Source organism: Nocardia sp. CY15 (genome assembly GCF_009829295.1).
Taxonomy (GTDB): domain Bacteria; phylum Actinomycetota; class Actinomycetes; order Mycobacteriales; family Mycobacteriaceae; genus Nocardia; species Nocardia sputi.
Genome location: NZ_VUOT01000002.1, coordinates 86,607 through 105,302, shown reverse-complemented (window position 1 = coordinate 105,302; position 18,696 = coordinate 86,607). Strand labels below are relative to the sequence as shown.

Here is an 18,696-nt window from a genome sequence, read left to right as displayed (position 1 = left end):
TCGATGATCCCTGGTCGGCGCCGGTATCGAGCGCTCGGCCCCCGGCTCGAGACAGTGGCGGCGCGGACCAGCTGCGGGCGGGGCGCGATAGGCGGCGCGGGAGCGGGTAAGCGAGGAATGTGACATGCGATGGCATCCGCCGAGTTCACGCACCGACGCGGGGCGGTATGGACCATCCCGATAGAATCGCGGGACGGCGGCCTGCTGTCATAGCGAATCGGCAGCTCATCGCCGCGGCGAACGGAGCACCGTGCAGCCACGAGCCGGCAACGCCGGCGTCCGCACCGGACGGGTGCGACCGAGCCGGTGCGTCAACTTAGCCTAAGCTAAGCCCAGACGTCATTAATTGTTTCGACCATAAAGGTGCGCGTAAAGAGATGACCGAACAGAGTGAAGTATCGGATGGCGGTGTGCGCGAGCCCTCCGTGGTGACGCAGGCTTCCTCCTCCGGGCCTGACGCGCACACCGCGAGGACCCGCCCGCTGCGCATCGCGATCGTGGGCGCCGGGCCGGCTGGGATCTACGCCGCCGACGCGTTGATGAAGTCCGATGCGGAGGTGAGCATCGACCTGTTCGAGCGCATGCCCGCGCCGTTCGGGTTGATCCGCTACGGCGTCGCGCCCGACCACCCGCGGATCAAGGGCATCATCACCGCCCTGCACAAGGTGCTGGACAAGCCGCAGGTCCGCCTGCTCGGCAACATCGACTACGGCACCGACATCACTCTCGACGACCTGCGGGCCTTCTACGACGCGGTGATCTTCTCCACCGGCGCCAACGCCGACCGGGCGCTGCCCATCCCCGGCATCGATCTCGACGGCTCCTTCGGCGCCGCCGACTTCGTCTCCTGGTACGACGGCCACCCCGACGTCCCCCGCACCTGGCCCCTGGACGCGGAGAAGGTCGCGGTCCTCGGCGTCGGCAACGTCGCGCTCGACGTCGCCCGCGTGCTGGCCAAGACCGGCGACGAGCTGCTACCCACCGAGATCCCGCCGAACGTCTACAAGGGCCTGAAGGAGAACAAGGCCGTCGAGGTCCACGTCTTCGGCCGCCGCGGACCCGCCCAGGCCAAGTTCACCCCGCTGGAACTGCGCGAGCTCGACCACTCCCCCACCATCGAAGTCATCGTCGACCCCGAGGACATCGACTACGACGAGGGCTCCGAAGCCGCGCGCCGTCATTCCAAGCAGGTCGACATGGTCGCCAACACCCTCGAGCAGTGGGCCATCCGCGACGTCGGCAACCGGCCGCACAAACTGTTCCTGCACTTCTTCGAATCCCCCGCCGAAGTGCTCGGCGAGAACGGCAAGGTCGTCGGCCTGCGCACCGAGCGCACCCAGCTCGACGGCACCGGCAACGTCAAGGGCACCGGCGTGTTCAAGGACTGGGACGTGCAGGCGGTGTACCGCGCCGTCGGCTACCTGTCGCAGAACCTGACCCAGCTGCCGTTCGACGACCAGGCGGGCACCGTGCCGAACGAGGCGGGTCGCGTGATCGCCGACGAGAACGCCGACGGCGCCGAGCGCTACCTGCCCGCCACCTACGTCACCGGCTGGATCAAGCGCGGCCCGGTCGGCCTGATCGGCCACACCAAGGGCGACGCCAACGAGACCATCGCCTGCCTGCTGGACGACGCTCCCGGCTTCACCCCGGCCGAGCAACCCGAGCCCGAGGCCGTCACCGAGTTCCTGGAGAGCAAGGGCATTCCGTTCACCACCTGGGCAGGCTGGTACCGCCTCGACGCGCACGAACGCTCGCTCGGCGAGCCGGAGGGCCGCGAGCGGGTCAAGGTCGTCGAGCGCGAGGACATGCTGCGCGCCAGCGAGCCGCACAAGGTCTGATCACACCGCGGTGACCGACGCCGCTGCCACCGCCGCACCCCCGCTGTGGCAGCGGAAATTCCGACACTGAGGCATTCTGTACAAGTGTTCGATGCCCACCTGCACATCTTCGACCCGCGGTTTCCGCTGGCCGAGAACGAGGGCTACCTGCCCGATCCGTTCACCATCGCCGATTACCGCAAGCGCATGTCGCGATACGACATCGGAGGCGGCGCGGTGGTCAGCGGGTCGTTCCAGGGCACGGACCAGAGTTATTTGAAGGCCGCCCTCGCCGAACTCGGCGAGGGCTGGGTCGGCGTCACCCGGCTCGATCTGGACGCCACCGACGAGGAGATCCTCGAACTGGACCGGGTAGGTGTGCGCGCGCTGCGGTTCAACCTCAAGCGCGCGGCCACCGACATCACCGGGATGACGTTGCAGGCGCTGCGCGCCTACGAGCTGGCAGGCTGGCACGTCGAGGTCTACATCGACGGCACCATGCTGGCTTCGCTGCAACCGGTCATCTCCAAGCTGCCCGCGCTGTCGGTCGACCACCTGGGCATGTCCGCGGAAGGCGTGCCCTTCCTGCTCGATCTCGTCGACCGCGGAGCCAAGGTCAAGGCGACGGGTTTCGGCCGGGTCGCGATGAACGTCGCCGACACGCTGCGCCGTATCCACGCGGTGAATCCCGAAGCGTTGATGTTCGGCACCGATCTGCCCGGCACCCGAGCCGGACGCCCGTTCCGGGACTCGGACGTCGATCTGCTCTGTGATGTGGTGGGCACCGACATGCACGCGGTGCTGGAGGACAACGCCCGCGCGTTCTACCGGCTTCCGGCCCGGGAGCGCACCGTCAGCGACGATCCCGCCCCCACGCTGCCGCTGTACCGCCCGGAACCGCCGACTCTCCGGCTGCACCGCGACGAACTCCCGGGAAGCCGTGCGGGAGACACCATTCCGTTCCCCGCCATCGATCGGTAGCGCTCAGACGGCGAAGACGCCGACGATCCAGACACCGATGGCCAGCAGCGCGCCGAAGAGCTCGATCAGGATGGACAGGCCGACGCCCTTCAGCGCGTGTACCGTCGCTTGCCAGGCCTGCTGGTTGACGCGCAGCCGCTGGAGTTCCGAAAGGTACACGCCCAGCACGAAACCGATGAACAGGCCGACCACCGGAATGACGAAGAAGCCGACGACGCCGAGGATCGCGCCGAGCAGGACCGCTCGGTTGGACACTCCCGCGTCCTTCATCTTGCGCCCCGGCCAGGTGTATTTGACGACCCCGGAGAGCACCAGCAGCAGCGTGCTGATCGCGAAAACCGTCCAGGCCGTGGCCCCTCCGGTCAGAAAGGCCCAGACGGCGATCGCGGCGAAGATCAGGATGACGCCCGGCAGGATCGGGACGACGATCCCGACGAGGCCGACCAGAATCGCGAGGGCGGCGAGAAGGGTGTACCACCCCTGATCAGAGAGCGCTTCCACACGTGCAGCCTATAGTGGCCTGCCCCGCGGAGCCGTCATGAGATTCCGCCCACTCAGAGGAACTCGGCGAGTGCTTCGTTGAAGCGCTCCGGTTCCTCCGAGAACGGCGCATGACCGCTGTGCTCGAAGCGCACCGCCTTCGCGTTCGGCAATCGCGCCGCGAGCCATTCGTCGAGCGGACCGGGGAAGATCTTGCTCTGCGCACCGTAGATCAGCAGTGCGGGCACGGTGACCTGGGGCAGAACCTGCCGGAAGTCCGCGAAGGCCATGTCGTACCAGATGGCGCAGGCCGCCGCGGTCGGCGTTTTCGCCGTCTCCGCGTACACCGCGTCGATCACCTCCGGTGGCGGGGTGTCGGCGAAGCATGCCGCGATGAACGGCTTGATCACCGACGGCCGCGCATGCTTCACCGCTTGCACGAAAACCGCGAGATCGCTCTGGGAGTAGCCGCCCTGGAGCGGAAAGTCCCAGCCCGGCGCGTCGAGAAACCGCGGCGACTGGTCCACGAAAACCACCGAATCCAGCCGCTCGCAATCGAAGTGCTGGATGTAGGCGAGGATCACCGCGGTGCCCATCGACCAGCCGACCAAGCACACGTCCTCGAGCGAGAGGTGTTCGAGCAGACTGCGGATGTCCCGTGCGTACTGCGCGAGGGTGTGCCCGTCGTCGGTCTTCCCGGAGGCGCCGTGCCCGCGAAGGTCGAGATTGATCACCCGATTTCGCTCTGCCAGGGCGGGCACGTTCTGCGCCCAGAAGGTGGTGTTCATGGTCCATCCGTGGATGAGCACGACCGGCCGCCCGGCCCCGTGATCCTCGTAGTACATCGGCACACCATCGGGCAGTTCGAAGTACGGCATCGACAACCTCCAGTCCACGAGCAACGGTTTCGCACACGATGGCGCGCATTCGTCGCCGTGGAAAGGCGCCGGTCGGGGGTTGCATCAACGTTGCAGCGCAGCGCGACTCGTTGTCAGGGCGACGGCGCGGTCCTTAGTCTGGTCCCGACGCCGGGACGTCTCCGGGCGGTAGGACACCGCGGCCGATCCGAATACCACGAGGCACACGCTTTTGGTGACAAGGCAGACACACTCGACGCGTGCGGACGTGCGCGCCTCATGGGATCGCGCCCGAGGTCGCGGCCTGCATCCGGACCGGCATCTCCCCGAGGTCGGCCTGACCGACGACGAGGTGCGCACCTGGCGCAGGAATCATCGGATGGCCTCCGTTTGGCCGGTCCTGTTCGCGAGCCTCGAGGGCGCCGCGTTCGAACCGGGCCACGTGCTGTTCGGCGCCGACGCGGACGGGCATCTGCTGTGGGTGCAGGGCGATCCCGCGACCAGACGAGCGGCGGGACGAGCCAATCTCGTCCCCGGAGCGCGCTGGCACGAGACCGAAGCGGGGACCAACGGCGTTGGCACCGCTCTGGCGCTGGGGCGCGCGTTCCAAGTCCGCGGCACCGAGCACTACCTGTCGGTCGCCGCGGACTTCACCTGCTCGGCAGCCCCCATCAGGGATCCCGTGGGCGGCGCGGTGATCGGCGTCGTCGACGTCACCTGCCGACTGCGCGACACGAATGCCCTGGCGTTGCCTCTGGTCACGGCGGCGGCGCGGCTGGCCGAGGCGCATCTTCGTTCGCTCACCTGGCGGCATGACGCCGAGATACGGACCCGCTACCTCGATCGTGTCCTCAGCCGGCTCGGCGACCGTGGCGCCCTGCTGTCACACGACGGCCGGCTGTTGCACGCGTCGCCTCGCGGCTGGCTGCCCGACGTCTGGCCCGCACCACTGGTCGAGGGCGAAACCGAACTGCCCGACGGTCGTCGCGTGGTGCTCGAAAGGCTCGCGCCGGGCGGACCGTTCTCGGTCTGCGCTCTGGCGGGCAGCGTTTCGGGCGAACGGGCGCCGCGCGTGAGCACACTGGGCCGCGCCCGCGCCCTGTTGTGGATGGACGGCGTCGTCCATGAACTCAGTCCTCGGCACAGCGAGCTGGTGGTTCTGCTGCTCGACAATCCCGATGGACTGACCGCGGCGCTGTTGGCCGAAGAGCTGTACGGGACCGGCGGAAAGGCGGTCACGGTACGCGCGGAACTGGCCCGGCTCCGGCGAATCGTCGGATATCGCCTGGTATCGGACCCGTATCGTCTCGACCCGCGAATCCGCGCCGACTTCCGTCAGGTGGAGGACGGTCTCGGGCAGGAATCGGTCAGCGAACTCCGCAGCCGATATCCGGGTCCCTTGCTGCCCGGCTCCCAGGCACCCGGCATCCGGAGAATTCGACATCGGTTGGACAACCGGCTGGCATCCTTCGGTCCTGCTCGGTAGTGCCGGCTTCCGGCGGATGGCGTCTCGCGATTCCCAGTGGTGAGGACCGCGCGGTGAAATCGAGCGGCACAATCGATCTCGGCAACAGCGCTGGTTGAGAGGCGTGCCGGATGGGCGTGTGGGCATGCGGAGGTGGTCGTGACTAGCGGGGAAGCGACTCACCTCGTGGATGGCGAGGCAGCTCCCGAGGGCGGCGCTGTCGAAGACTCGACCAGCGCCCCGGGGCCCGCGACCTCCGCGTCTGAGCGAAAAGACTCCGACATCGCCGCCCAGGCAGCCCGTGTCCTCGCCGATCTGGCACGACACGCGCCCGGTGGAGCCCCCGCAGCCCCCACGTCGAACTCACGCGCGCAGCCCGTTTCCGCCCCCACCCCCGCCGCTCCGGCACCCAATGGCGCGCAACCGCCACCGGCTACCGGCACCGCGGTCCCCGGCGGAACGGTGGCGCCGCAGCCCGGTGGCGTGGTGGCGCCGCCCGGGGGCGCTGCACCGCCGCCGAACGGCGCCCCGCCACCACCGGACGGGGAGCCCGCCCCACCACCCCCCGGGATCGATCCGGAGATGATCGCGGCCATCGCCCCGACCGCCTTGATGGCCGGATCGATGGCCATGATGGCACTGCCGATGCTGGCGCAGGCGCTCGCCGGCCTCGCGGGCGGCGGATCCGGCGCGGGTGCGGGCGGGACGAATGCCACCCCCACCGCCGCCAATGCGGCCGCGCTGACTCCGGAGGCGCAACAAGCCCTGGACGCGTTGAAGAAGCTGGAGGCGCTGTACGGCACCGACGGCGACGCGGCGGGCACCGCGGGTCTGGGCGCACGACCCGGTGGGTCGGTCGGTTCGGGCGCGGGAGCTACAGCGATCAAGGCGCGAGCGTTGTACCAGAAGAACGCGGCGAAGGCGTTCAACAATCTGGACAACGACCTCGCGCGCTACATTGCCGGCCTGGCCGGGGACAACCGAGCCGACCGGAAAGCGGTGGTCCGGCTGATCCGGGAGGTCAACGTACAACTGGCCGAACTCGGGCCCAGCGCCTACACCAAGGAAGGTCAGCGGAAGGTACACCAGATACTCTCCGAGGCTTTGCGCAAGGCTCAGACCATAGTGCGGGGCGGGCAGGCCAAGGCGACCGAAACCGCCGCCATGGTCGACCGCCTCACCGCGCAATACCTCAACGGCATAGCCGGGAATCACAGGAGGCTCGCAAGCGCCTTGCCGGGCGACGGCCGCCCCCGCTCGCCCATCGACCCCGGGAAATACCGGATCAGCTCGCACTACGGTCCCCGGGGCGGCAAACACCACGGTGGGCTCGACCTCGCCGCCCCCGCAGGCACGCCCATCTACGCCGCCACCGGCGGCACCGTGGTGAAGGCGGGCAACTTCGGCGACGGCTACGGCTATCAGGTTCGGATCCGCTCCGCCGACGGCACCGAGACCATCTACGCCCACCAGACCCCGGGCAGCATCCGGGTCCAGACCGGCCAGCGAGTCTCCGCGGGCACCGTGATCGGCGCGGTCGGATCCACCGGCAACTCCACCGGCCCACACCTGCACTACGAGGTGCGGCGCAACGGCCGCGCCGTCGAGCCCGTCGCCTATCTGGCGTCACAGGGTGTTCGTGTATGACCCGGCTCCGGCCGCAGCGTTATTGTCATACTGTCAATACACCCCTCCCGGTCGCGTCCGGGAGGACGCACCGGCCATTCGGTGCGCTGGATCAACGACGAACCGAGGTAGGGCGTGAGCATTCCATCCACCGCCGAGAAGGGCCCGCTCGCGGGCATCAAGGTCATCGAGTTGGCCGGTATCGGCCCTGGCCCGCACGCCGCGCTGCTGCTCGCCGATCTCGGCGCCGACGTGGTGCGGGTGCAGCGTGCGGGTCAACTGCCCGGCGGGTTCGACCGCCCTCAGCTGCGCGGCCGGACCATCGTCGAGGCCGACCTCAAGGACCCCGCCGACATCGAGAAGGTACTCGGCCTCATCGAGAAGGCGGACGTGCTCATAGAGGGCTTCCGCCCCGGCGTCACCGAGCGGATGGGCCTCGGCCCGGACGACGCGCTCGCCCGCAATCCCCGCCTGGTCTACGGACGGATGACCGGTTGGGGCCAAGAGGGCCCGCTGGCCGACCGCGCCGGACACGACATCAACTACATCTCCATCACCGGCGTGCTGCACGCCATCGGCCGCAAGGGCGAGCGCCCGGTCCCGCCGTTGAACATGGTGGGCGATTTCGGCGGCGGTTCGATGTTCCTGGTGTTCGGCATCCTCGCCGCGCTGGTCGAACGGCAGCAGTCCGGCAAGGGCCAAGTGATCGACGCGGCCATGGTCGATGGCGCCCTTGCCCTTTCGCACATGATCTGGGGCATGCGCGGCGCCGGCGTCTGGTCCGATGAGCGGGGCGTGAACCTGCTCGACACCGGAATGTCGTTCTACGACACCTACGAGACCTCCGACGGCAAGTACATGGCGGTCGGCGCGATCGAACCGCAGTTCTACGCCCAGCTGCTGACCGGGCTGGAGATCGACGCGGAGGGCCTGCCCTTCCAGCTCGACCCCGCCGGGCAGGACACGCTGAAAAAGCTGTTCGCCGAACGCTTCCGGACCAAGACGCGCGACGAGTGGACCGAGATCTTCGTCGGCACCGACGCGTGCGTCTCGCCGGTGCTCACCTTCGAGGAGGCCACGCGCAACGAGCACATCGCGGCCCGCGGTTCGTTGCTCGAGTTGGATGACATCACCCAGCACGCCCCGGCCCCGCGATTCTCGCGCACTCCGAACGGGATTCCGACCCCGCCGCCCACCACCGCGACCCCGATCGAGTCGGTCTGGATCGACTGAGCACGCGGCGGGGTGTCGCGGCGCGGCATCCCGCCCGAGCGAGGCTGATTGAAAGTTGTAACAAACCAACCGGTTCGACAGTTCGGCGCTGCGCCTGCCATACTGTCCGCGAGCAGGTGGCTTCCGAGAACAGCGGATGCCCCGGACATCCTTCCGGTCCGCTTATTGACCGCCGCTCGAGCTGGAGGCCTCGGCGCCGTGCGAGCTTTCTGCACGCTGCCCGAGCACGAGGAGGGCCAGCCCCGAGGGGTGGCCGGCCGATCGTGCCCGGCGGCGCTCGGAGGGGAAGTGCCGCCGGCGGAGGCTCTCCCCGCTCCAATTCGGCAGAAACGAACGCGAAATCCTCTCAGTAGCAGGTCAACGGCGTCAGCGGATCTACCGCGCGCGGCGTCAGCGCGGCGTAGGCGGACGCGATGGCCTTGACCGCCAATCGCAATTCGGGCTCCTGATGGGTGAAGGGCAGCCGCAGGAACCGTTCGAACGCGCCTTGCACGCCGAATCGGGGCCCGGCCGCGAGCAATACGCCGTGGTTGGGAGCCGTGGCTGCCAGCGCCGTGGAGACCGAGGTCGGCAGCTGCGCCCACACCGACATGCCGCCGGCGCCGACAGTGACGCGCCAGTCCGGCAGTTCCTCGGCGAGCGTGTCGAGCAGGGCCGCACGCTGGGAACGCAGCTGGTCCCGCCGGCGGTCGAGGATGAGGTCCGCGTGCTCGAGCAGGTGCACGGTGGCCAGCTGATCCATGACGGGGGTGCCGAGGTCGACCGTGGAGCGGATGCCGAGCAGCTTGGTGATCAGCGCCTGGTTGGTCCGGATCCAGCCGACGCGCAGACCGCCCCAGAACGATTTCGAGGCCGAGCCGATGGTGACGATCTCGGAGCCCTTGGCGAAGGACGCGACCGGCGGCGGCGGTAGGCCGCCATCGAGGCCGAGATCCGCCATGGACTCATCGATCACGACGGTCATCCTGGTATCCCTGGCGATGGCGGCCAGTTCGGCGCGGCCCTCGGCGTCGAGCAGCAGGCCGGTGGGGTTGTTGTAGTCCGGCACCAGATAGGCCAAGCCGGCGGCGGTCTGCCGGGCGGCACTGCGGATTCCGTCGAGATCCCAGCCGCCCGCCGGGTCCTCCGGCCGCAAGGGCACCGGCACCGGCCGAGCGCCGACGTCGCGGATCGCCTCGATGGCGTTCGGATAGGTCGGATGGTCGATGAGCACACGGGCCGCGGGCGCCGTGAGCACGTTCAGCAGGAGACGCAGACCGTGCTGGGCGCCGAGGGTGACCAGGATCTGGTCGGGTTCGGTCGGCAACCCGCGCTCGGTGTAGCGGCGGGCGATCGCCTCGCGTAGCGCGAGCACACCGACCGGGTCCATGCCGTGGGTGCCCAAGTAGGCCGGAATCCCCTCCAGGGCAGCGGAATACGCCTCCTGCATCTCCAGCGGGGCGGCCATCGCGGCGTAGGTCATGTCGATGGTGGGCAGCTCGGGCGCGGCCATCATCGCCAGGATGCTCCTGGCCGGTTTGACGCCGTCGTGTTGCACGTCCCGGGGCAGTGCCACCGTACTGCGCGATCCCTGGCGGCTGATCAGGTAGCCGTGCTCGCGCAGCAACGCGTAAGTGGAGGTGATGGTCGTGCGGCTGACCCCGAGGGTGGCGGCGAGATCGCGTTCGCTGGGCAACGCGACACCAAGTGGTGCGCGACCGTCGTGGATCAGCAGCCGGATGCCTTCGGCGAGCGCGAGATACGCCGGGCGGGTGGACCGCCGCCCGGCCGCATCCGGACCACCGTCGTGCGCCTGCCGCCAGCGGCCCAGATCGCGGGCCAGACTGCCCGCGCCGATCACTCTCGTCGCCATGCGGTCCAGTATCGGCCGATTGGATATTTCTTGGCAAGGCCAGTGGCGCGCACGCTGACGGACATGACCGCCCTCGCCACCCTGCTCATTGTCGCCCTCTTCGGCTACCTGATCCACCGATTCGCGCCGAGGAACGACGAGCGCGCCTTCCGGCTCGAACGCTTCCACCCGGGCATGCCGGTGTCCCACCAGAGCCTGTCGTACTACGACCACCAGCGGCGATACTCCGATCTCACCGCCGTCTACGGCCGTGGCGACGTGCCGCACCAAGGCTTGCCCGGCTGAAAGGAGCCGCGCGAAACGCGCGGAATCGACTTCGTGCCGCGTACGAACCAAGCGCCCCGCTAAGCCACACTGCGCCCATACCAGGCCAGTGGGGGCGGCACTCCGTGTACCGTCACGTGACCCAGCACGTCGACGCCGCACGCGATCGTCGCGACACATACTGATACAAGGCCACTTGTGAAACTGGCCTGCTCATTGCGTACTTGTCGGTCCCGCGGTGCAAACTTGGCTCATGAGTGACGCCACTCGGCTCGCCGCCGCGACCGAGCCACCGGCGACGGAGACCACCGGTTCCGCTACCGAGCCTGGAGCCTCCGGCCGCCACGCCGCCGCGACGCTGTTCGACACGACGATCGGCTGCTGCGCGATCGCATGGAGTTCGGAAGGGGTGATCCGATTCCAACTCCCCGAGGCGAGCCCGGCGGCCACTCGCGCGCGCATCACGCGCCGTCGCGCCGGACACCCGGACGCGGAGATCCTCGAGGAACCACCCGCCGACGCCATCGCAGAGGCGATCGCAGGCATTCGCGCCCACCTGGCGGGCGAACTCGACGACCTGCGCTGGATCGCCCTGGACACCAGCGGCATTCCGCAGTTCCACCGTGCCGTCTACGCTGTCGCCCGCGCCATCGACCCCGGCCACACGCTCAGCTACGGTCAGGTCGCCGACCGCGTCGGCGCACCCGGTGCTGCCCAAGCGGTCGGGCAGGCTCTGGGCCGAAACCCGATTCCGCTGATCATCCCGTGCCACCGCGTACTCGCCGCCGATCACGCACTACACGGCTTCTCCGCCCCAGGCGGCATCGACACCAAGCAGCGTTTGCTGACCATCGAGCGCACATCGGGATTCGGCGAGCCCACTTTGTTCTGAGCAACCCAGGCGCCGGTACCGGCCGCGTACAGCGCCGGATCCGGCCGCTCGCAGTCCCGCGGATCCCACGCTCCGATGAATTCGTGGAGTTCGCTTCGTCCCTATGAGCGCAGCATCGGCGGAACCCGCCCGATAGGAAAGAAAGTGAGCAAACGATGGAGACTGTGACCTCGGCCGACGGTACCGCGATCGCGTTCGACCGGCACGTCGGCGGCGACAACGGAGTCGTGATACTGATCGGCGGCGCCTTCGGTTTCCGCCGATTCCCCAAGATGGTCGAGTTGGCCTCGGCACTGGCCGAGCAGCACCACCTGACCGTGATCAACTACGACCGGCGTGGCCGCGGCGACAGCGCGGATTCGCCTGGCGTCTACGAAGTCGACCGGGAAATCGATGACATCGCCGCGTTGGTCGAGGCCGCGGGTGGCACGGCGGCGTTGTTCGGCTGGTCCTCAGGCGCCGCGCTCGCGCTCCGCGCCGCCGAGTCCGGCCGGGTGCGGGGCATTACGAAGGTCGTCGCATTCGAGCCGCCTTTCGTGGTCGACCGCGAAGGATTCGTGCCCCAGGCCGACCTGGAGATACGGCTGCACGAACTGATCGCCGCCGACCGCCGCGGTGACACCGTGCGGTTGTACATGACCAAGGCTATGGGGATGCCGCGTGTCATGGTCGCGGCCATGCGTCTGACCCCCTTCTGGAAGGATCTGCGCGCCACCGCACCGTCCACCGCGCACGACTGGGCGGTGATGCGTGACTTCATGCGCGGAGAGCCGTTGCGCGCCGAGGATTGGTCCGGGGTCGGTGTTCCCACGCTGGTCATCGCGGGCGGCAAGAGTGACGCGCTACTCCGCAAGGGAGCCCGCGCCATCGCCGCGGTTCTTCCCGACGCCGTATTCCAGGAGATCCCCCGACTCAGCCACAACCCGGATATCAAGCTCCTGGCCCCAGTCGCCGGTTCGTTCCTCACCGGTGTCGAGCAGCATGCCGAGTAGGGCGGCTCACTCTATGGGGTGCGCGCGGAAGAATTCGCAAGCTTCTCCGGTGATGTAGCCGTCCGCGCAGCCGAAGTAGGTCTGGATGCAGGCGTTCGACGAGCAGCCGAGTTCGATCAGTTTCTGCCTGATCCGCGCGTTGCGCTCCTGAAGCGTCTCGGTCTTCGACGCCACCGTCGCCGAGGGAGGCGCCGAACTGGTGGCCGGTCCGGGCCGGCCGTCCGAGCATCCGGCGCCCAGGACCGCCGCGGCCGCCAGCACGCACATCACGAGGGTGGATCGCACGACCACTCACCCGCTCCCGGACTCGCCGCGCATCAGTGCTCCGAGGGACTCGCGATCGGTGACGTCCATCTTGATGCAGGCGCGATACAGATGGCCTTCCACCGTGCGCACCGAGACCGTGAGCCGGTCGGCGATCTGCCGGTTGGACAAGCCCGCCGCCACCAAATTCGCGATCTCGCGTTCCCGGGCGGTCAACGGCAGCGGCTGCGCGGCCTGTCGCAACGCCGGGGTACTCGCTCCGCCGCAGGCGGCGGCGAGCCGGTTGGCCGTGGCGGCGGACTCCAGCAATCTGCGCCGGTCCCCGGCTCGCTCGTGTGCCGACGCGGCCTGCGCCGAGGCGTCGGCAGCCGACAGCATCACGCCGATGCGCTCGAAATCCGCTGCTACCGCGTCGAGTCCGGGGCCGTCGTGGTCGGCGAGCGCCACCGCGTGCCGGGCCTGCACCTGCACCAGCCGCCCGTCCAGGCGTGCGGCCAGGTCCGCCAGTCGTCCGGCCACGGTATGATCGCCGAACCGGGCCGCCGTGTGCAGTGCCATGGCTTCGATCGCGTGCTGATGTGAGCGGGCGGCCGAGTCGGCGGCGCTCACCGCGATCCGGATGGCCGGGGTCACGGTGCCTTCGGCGGCCGACAGCCAGGCCCGCGCGATTTCCAGCTGCGGTTCGTACACCGCGCTGTGCCTGCCGCCTCGCGCGGTGGCGTGCATGATCGACTCGGCGGCTTCGGCGGCGCGCCCGAGCGCCGAATACGCTTCGGCCAAACGGATCCGCGCGGGGAACATCCAGGCGGCCGCGCCCTCGGCGGCCAGTGCGGCCAGCGCCTGTTCCAAATTCTCGATGCCGTCTTGGAACCGGCCCTGCGCCACGTCGACGGTGCCCTGCAGGATCTTCGACATGCCCCAGGCCAGGTACTGGCCGGGTGAGGAGTAGCCGACGAACGCCCCGGCGCAGCGTCGCGCCTCCTCCAGGTCGCCGGTGAAGGTCAGGGCGAGCACCTCGGCGTGCGTGGACATGAAACGGTTGAGCCCGTCGATGTGGCCTTCCACCTCGTGCCCACGGGCCGCGTACTGCCTGGCCGCTGCGCCCTTGCCCATCAACGCCAACGCCAAGCCGCCGCCGAAGGAAGCCCACCACACCGCCCACGGCGGCGCGCCATCGGCGGACATGACCGTTTCCGCCTCGGCGATCGCGTTCTCGACCAGGTTCTCGTTGACCGCGCTCGCGGACGCCAGACCGGTGAAGATGGCCGCGATCTTGGGATGACGCACCTTGCTCCGCACCAGTTTCAGCACCTCGTCGGCGCGGTCGGCGTCACCCATGGCCCACAACAGGTTCGCCACCCGGGTGCTGCCCCAGCGCGCCAGCTGCACCTCGTCGAGCTGGTCCGGGTCGAAGCTGGCCAGGGTGCGCTCGGCCTCGATCCGGTGCCCCTGCCACAGCAGGGCGCGGGCCAGCAGGTCGGCGGACTCCACACCGCCGCGCCGCTCCACCGCCGCCCGCGCGAAACGTTCCCCCAACGGCAGATTCGCCAATCCGATCGCGTCGGCGGCGGCGGCCTCGAACAACTCCAGATCGGCGGATTTGTCGCTGTCCAGGGCCAATTCGGCCAGCCGGATGCGGTCGGCGGCGGAATTGATCGGGCGTTCCTTCAGCGACGAGTACAGCCTGCCGCGCAGACGCCGCGCCGAGGCGATGCCCAGCCTGCGCCGGATCACCTCGCCGAACAGCGGGTGGTTGTAGCGCACCATGAGATCCCGGGAATTCTCCACGACCCGGATGACGCCGCGGGTTTCGGCGGCTTCCACCGCGTCCTCGCCCGCCAGCTCGGCGAGGACGTCGAGATCGATCGGCTCACAGAAGGTCAGCAGTTCCAGCACCCGCAGCACCGGCTCGGGCAACTGCTCGACCCGGTCCTCCAGCAGCGCGGCCAGCTCGGAGGTCACCGCTGCGCGGCCGCGCAGCTGCCACACGCCGTTGACTTGGCGCAGCGTGCCCGCCTCCAGCGCTCCCTCGACCAAATGCCGGAGGAACAACGGGTTTCCGGCGGAGGACTCCCACATCAGATTGGCGGTGAATCCCTCGAGCTGCCCGCCGAGCATCGACTCCACCAGCTCCACGCTCTGGCGCTGGGTGAACGGGCGCAGATCGATGCGCGTCAGGTGGCCGTCTTTCCACAGCGAGGTGACCGCGTCCGGCACCGGGACTCCGCTGCGAACGGTCACCACGATGTGGGCTGCCTTGTCGATGGCCAGCTGCAGCAGCAATGTGGCGGAGAGCTGATCGAGCAGATGCGCGTCGTCCACGCCGATCACCGTGTCCCCGTCGGCGAGCAACGCCTCGCGCGCCGCCGACATGAACGTGACCGGGTCGTGCGCCGTATAGACGCCCACCATGTGCGCGAACACGCCCAGGGGGATGCTGCGCGCCGACTCGGTGCCCGCGACCCAGCGCACGTTGCCGCCGATCGCGGAGGTGGCATGCCGGGCCAGGGTGGTCTTACCCACGCCCGCATCGCCGGTCAGTACCACCCCGACGTGCTCCGGACCGGTCAGTGCCGCGCGGATTGCCTCGAATTCGCTTTCGCGCTCGATCATCGGCCAGTTCCGAGCCATGCTCTAACTGTAGTTCTTCACCGATCATGATCGAAGCCGAGCGAGCACGATAGATGGGGCCAATGTGTGGTGATGTCCACGAATCTCCGCTGGACCGCGCGAAATTCGAACAGGTTCTAGCCGAGCACGTCGTGGCGGACGATGGTCTGATCCCGGCCCGGACCCACGCCGATGCAGGAGATACGGGCCCCGGAGAGCTCCTCCAAACGCAACACGTACGCCTGGGCGTTCGCGGGCAATTCCTCGAAGGCGCGCGCGCCGGAAATGTCCTCCCACCAGCCGGGCATTTGCTCGAAAATAGGCTTCGCGTGATGGAATTCGGTCTGGGTGGTCGGCATCTGCTCGACTCGCTCACCATCGACCTCGTAGGCGACGCAGATCGGCACCGTCTCCAGACTGGATAGAACGTCCAGTTTGGTGAGGAAGTAATCGGTGATGCCGTTGACCCGCGTGGCGTAGCGCGCGATCACCGCGTCGAACCAGCCGCAACGGCGGGCGCGGCCGGTGGTGACGCCGACCTCGCCGCCGGTCTTGGCCAGGTAGGCGCCGAACTCGTCGAACAGCTCGGTCGGGAAGGGGCCGGAACCGACCCGGGTCGTGTAGCACTTCAAGATGCCGAGCACGGTGTTGATCTTGTTGGGTCCGATGCCCGCCCCGACCGCCGCGCCGCCCGAGGTCGGATTCGACGAGGTGACGTAGGGGTAGGTGCCGTGGTCGACGTCCAGCAGGGTGCCCTGCGAGCCCTCCAGCAGCACGGTCTCGCCGCGCTCGAGCGCCAGATTCAGCTTCAGCCTGGTGTCGGCGATCCGATGGGAGAACCGGTCGGCCTGCGTGAGCACCTCGTCGACCACCTGCTGGGGATCCAGCGCCCGGCGGTTGTAGATCTTGACCAGCACCTGGTTCTTGAACTCCAGCGCCGCCTCGACCTTCTGGGTGAGGATCTTCTCGTCCAGCACGTCCGCGACGCGCACGCCGACGCGCGCGACCTTGTCCTGGTAGCACGGCCCGATGCCGCGCCCGGTGGTGCCGATCTTCTTGTTGCCGAGGAAGCGTTCGGTGACCTTATCGATGGCCACGTGGTAGGGCATGATCAGGTGCGCGTCGGCCGAGAGCAGCAGGCCGGAGGTGTCCACGCCGCGCTCTTCCAGCCCCGCCAGTTCGTCCAGCAGCACGCCGGGATCCACGACGACGCCGTTGCCGATGACATTCGTCACGCCAGGGGTCAGGATGCCGGAGGGGATCAGGTGCAACGCGAAGTTGTCACCGTTCGGCAACACCACGGTGTGACCGGCGTTGTTGCCACCTTGGTAACGGACCACCCAGTTCACCCGACCGCCCAACAGGTCGGTTGCTTTGCCCTTTCCCTCGTCACCCCACTGGGCGCCGATGAGGACGATTGCCGGCATGGTCGTGTCTCCTACGGTTCGACAGGCAACACTGATGTGTTGCAGCTACCTGCCGTACTGAGGCGGTGGCCGGAAGGACAGTCTAGCCGACCCGTCCGCGGCGGCATCGCGGCGGATCTCGTCGTAGGCTCGACAACCGTGTGGTCGCGGCCGGGCAGGGCTATGGTTGCACGGCACGCCGAGCGGCAGCGCGGCGTGGACGGACGAGCCGCAGCCGGTTCGGCCGCAATGGCGAGGGGCCCGACGGTGTCGGCTCGAACCGAGGAGGGTGTACGGCAGCTTGAGTACCCATGTTCTCCGCTGCGACGGCGCCCCCGTACCCATCGCGCTCGCGGCGCTGCCGACCACCCAGACGGCCGCCATCCCCGAGTCGTCCGTGATCGATGAGCTGCTTCCCGTGCTGGCCGCCGACAGCCTGCCGCGGCTGATCGTGCTCGGCGAGGACGCCGCGCTGGCCGCGGTGCTCACCCACCTGATGCGCACCGAGCGCCTGCACGTCGAGATCGGCTACGTACCGATCGAGAAGTCCTACGCTTCGCGCGCCTACCAGACCGGCACCGGCAACGCCGCCGCCAAGCGCGCCATCGAGGGCCGCGCTGTCCAGACGCCGCTGGTCCGCGACGACACCGGCAAGGTGCTCGCGGGCCGAGCCGTGATCACCGGCGTCGGCGGGGAGAAGCTGGAGGGCGAGGCGTACGTCGACGACACGCAACTGTTCTCCGGCAAGGTGGCGGCCATGCTCGTCTCGCCGTGCCTGGAACCGCCCGGCGTCCGGGCGACCGTGCGCAAAGGCTTCCGCAAGCGGCGCTGGCTGGAGGGGCGAGCGGCGCAGCTCGGTACGCCCGGCGCCATCGTGACCAGGGACGGCATCCGCGCCGACCGCCCGGTGCCGCGCTCGACTTTCTACCGCCACCACGAACCCTGGCTGCTTGTGCGATGACCATTCCGATCGACCGCAGGTCGCGCGCGGTGCGGCCGAGCCCGGTGTTCCTGCTCGTGATCGCCCTCACCGCCCTCGGCGGTGCGCTGGCCTGGGATGCCCCGCTGGACTCGACAAGAGCCAAGGCCGGGGTCTTCGTCTTCGTGGTGTTCGGCTGGGTGGTCTCGCTGTGCCTGCACGAGTTCGCGCACGCGTACACGGCGTGGCGGGCAGGTGATCGTGAGGTCGAGTTGCGCGGCTATCTGACGCTGAACCCGTTGAAGTACAGCCATCCCCTGCTGTCGATCGTGCTGCCGATGGTGTTCATCGCGCTGGGCGGCATCGGCCTGCCGGGCGGCGCGGTCTACGTGCACACGCACAATGTCGCGCCACGTACGCAGCGGATCATCAGCGGTGCGGGGCCCGCCGTGAACGCACTGTGCGCGGTGCTCCTCTTGGTGGTGGTTCAGCTCTGGGGCAGCACCGATTCCCATCCGGCTTTCTGGTTCGGTGTGAGTTTCCTTGCGTTCCTGCAGATCACCGCGACGCTGCTGAACCTGATCCCACTGCCGGGACTGGACGGTTACGGCATAGTCGAGCCGTCGCTGAGCTACCAGACCAGACGCTCGCTCGACCAGTTCAAGCCGTTCGGCATGCTGATCCTGTTCGCGCTGCTGTTCACCCCCGCCATCAACGAAGTGTTCTTCGACGCGGTGTACGCCCTGTTCGAGCTGTCCGGCGTTCCGTCGGACTGGTCGCGCTACGGCAGCTACCTGACTCGATTCTGGACCTGATCCGCGGCTCGAACCGGCCGACCTGCGACGCTCCGGATATACGCGGGCGCAGGGCCGCCCGGTCGAATCGGCCAGGCGGCCCTGCTTCTTCGCTCGCGTCCGATCCGCCCCTTCCCTGGCCACCACACCCCTTGGCCAAGGAACCATTTCGTCCGCGTGCGAAGCGGTCGACCGCGATTCCCCTCGACTCGCGGTCACATCGCAAAACTACGGCGGGAAG

General features: G+C 68.7%; 16 protein-coding genes. 10 read left to right on the top strand and 6 right to left on the bottom strand.

Annotation, left to right across the window (positions count from 1 at the left end; translation table 11 throughout):
* Window positions 1-377 precede the first annotated feature (377 nt).
* Together GVY39_RS06290 and GVY39_RS06285 are read left to right on the top strand one after the other, a co-directional pair.
* Entirely contained in the window at window positions 378-1,841 is a 1,464-nt protein-coding gene (locus GVY39_RS06290) for an FAD-dependent oxidoreductase (protein ID WP_236565333.1), read from the top strand.
* Window positions 1,842-1,925: 84 nt separating this feature from the next.
* Entirely contained in the window at window positions 1,926-2,801 is an 876-nt protein-coding gene (locus GVY39_RS06285) for an amidohydrolase (RefSeq protein WP_159921966.1), read from the top strand.
* Window positions 2,802-2,804: 3 nt separating this feature from the next.
* Here GVY39_RS06285 and GVY39_RS06280 read toward each other — a convergent pair whose 3' ends face one another.
* Entirely contained in the window at window positions 2,805-3,302 is a 498-nt protein-coding gene (locus tag GVY39_RS06280) for a DUF456 domain-containing protein (protein ID WP_159921968.1), read from the bottom strand.
* Between the two features lie 53 nt (window positions 3,303-3,355).
* A complete protein-coding gene (locus GVY39_RS06275) occupies window positions 3,356-4,159 on the bottom strand; it encodes an alpha/beta fold hydrolase (RefSeq protein WP_159921970.1) in 804 nt (267 codons plus the stop codon).
* A 214-nt stretch (window positions 4,160-4,373) separates the two neighbouring features.
* On the opposite strand from GVY39_RS06275, the gene GVY39_RS06270 reads away from it, so the two are divergent.
* From GVY39_RS06270 to GVY39_RS06260, 3 genes are all read left to right on the top strand, one after another.
* On the top strand, window positions 4,374-5,624 hold the full coding sequence (locus tag GVY39_RS06270; RefSeq protein WP_159921972.1) for a GAF domain-containing protein: 1,251 nt from the start codon (window positions 4,374-4,376) through the stop codon (window positions 5,622-5,624).
* A 138-nt stretch (window positions 5,625-5,762) separates the two neighbouring features.
* Window positions 5,763-7,250, top strand: a complete 1,488-nt coding sequence (locus GVY39_RS06265) for a M23 family metallopeptidase (RefSeq protein WP_159921974.1) — start codon at window positions 5,763-5,765, stop codon at window positions 7,248-7,250.
* A gap of 114 nt (window positions 7,251-7,364) precedes the next feature.
* Window positions 7,365-8,462 (top strand): CaiB/BaiF CoA-transferase family protein, encoded by a 1,098-nt coding sequence (locus GVY39_RS06260; RefSeq protein WP_159921976.1) that lies wholly within the window; start codon window positions 7,365-7,367, stop codon window positions 8,460-8,462.
* 346 nt (window positions 8,463-8,808) lie between these two features.
* Here GVY39_RS06260 and GVY39_RS06255 read toward each other — a convergent pair whose 3' ends face one another.
* A complete protein-coding gene (locus GVY39_RS06255) occupies window positions 8,809-10,314 on the bottom strand; it encodes a PLP-dependent aminotransferase family protein (RefSeq protein ID WP_159921978.1) in 1,506 nt (501 codons plus the stop codon).
* Window positions 10,315-10,377: 63 nt separating this feature from the next.
* Here GVY39_RS06255 and GVY39_RS06250 point away from each other — a divergent pair, with 63 nt between their 5' ends.
* The 3 genes from GVY39_RS06250 to GVY39_RS06240 all read left to right on the top strand — a co-directional run bounded on the left by GVY39_RS06250 (window position 10,378) and on the right by GVY39_RS06240 (window position 12,462).
* Entirely contained in the window at window positions 10,378-10,599 is a 222-nt protein-coding gene (locus tag GVY39_RS06250) for a hypothetical protein (protein ID WP_159921980.1), read from the top strand.
* Window positions 10,600-10,831: 232 nt separating this feature from the next.
* Window positions 10,832-11,470: a methylated-DNA--[protein]-cysteine S-methyltransferase gene (locus GVY39_RS06245; RefSeq protein WP_159921982.1), complete on the top strand. Its 639-nt coding sequence runs from the start codon at window positions 10,832-10,834 to the stop codon at window positions 11,468-11,470.
* Window positions 11,471-11,625: 155 nt separating this feature from the next.
* Window positions 11,626-12,462, top strand: coding sequence for an alpha/beta fold hydrolase (locus GVY39_RS06240; RefSeq protein ID WP_159921984.1), 837 nt, complete (start codon window positions 11,626-11,628; stop codon window positions 12,460-12,462).
* A gap of 6 nt (window positions 12,463-12,468) precedes the next feature.
* Here GVY39_RS06240 and GVY39_RS06235 read toward each other — a convergent pair whose 3' ends face one another.
* The 3 genes from GVY39_RS06235 to GVY39_RS06225 all read right to left on the bottom strand — a co-directional run bounded on the left by GVY39_RS06235 (window position 12,469) and on the right by GVY39_RS06225 (window position 16,763).
* Window positions 12,469-12,732, bottom strand: coding sequence for a hypothetical protein (locus GVY39_RS06235; RefSeq protein WP_159921986.1), 264 nt, complete (start codon window positions 12,730-12,732; stop codon window positions 12,469-12,471).
* Window positions 12,733-12,753: 21 nt separating this feature from the next.
* The gene (locus GVY39_RS06230; RefSeq protein ID WP_159921988.1) at window positions 12,754-15,357 is read right to left on the bottom strand and encodes a LuxR C-terminal-related transcriptional regulator; all 2,604 of its coding nucleotides are present in this window, start codon (window positions 15,355-15,357) and stop codon (window positions 12,754-12,756) included.
* Window positions 15,358-15,473: 116 nt separating this feature from the next.
* A complete protein-coding gene (locus GVY39_RS06225; RefSeq protein WP_159921990.1) occupies window positions 15,474-16,763 on the bottom strand; it encodes an adenylosuccinate synthase in 1,290 nt (429 codons plus the stop codon).
* A gap of 280 nt (window positions 16,764-17,043) precedes the next feature.
* Between GVY39_RS06225 and GVY39_RS06220 the strand changes: the two genes are divergently transcribed.
* Together GVY39_RS06220 and GVY39_RS06215 are read left to right on the top strand one after the other, a co-directional pair.
* The gene (locus tag GVY39_RS06220) at window positions 17,044-17,703 is read left to right on the top strand and encodes a hypothetical protein (protein WP_236565334.1); all 660 of its coding nucleotides are present in this window, start codon (window positions 17,044-17,046) and stop codon (window positions 17,701-17,703) included.
* The gene (locus GVY39_RS06215) at window positions 17,700-18,476 is read left to right on the top strand and encodes a site-2 protease family protein (protein WP_159921994.1); all 777 of its coding nucleotides are present in this window, start codon (window positions 17,700-17,702) and stop codon (window positions 18,474-18,476) included. The genes GVY39_RS06220 and GVY39_RS06215 overlap by 4 nt, the downstream gene beginning before the upstream one ends.
* Window positions 18,477-18,696 lie beyond the last annotated feature (220 nt).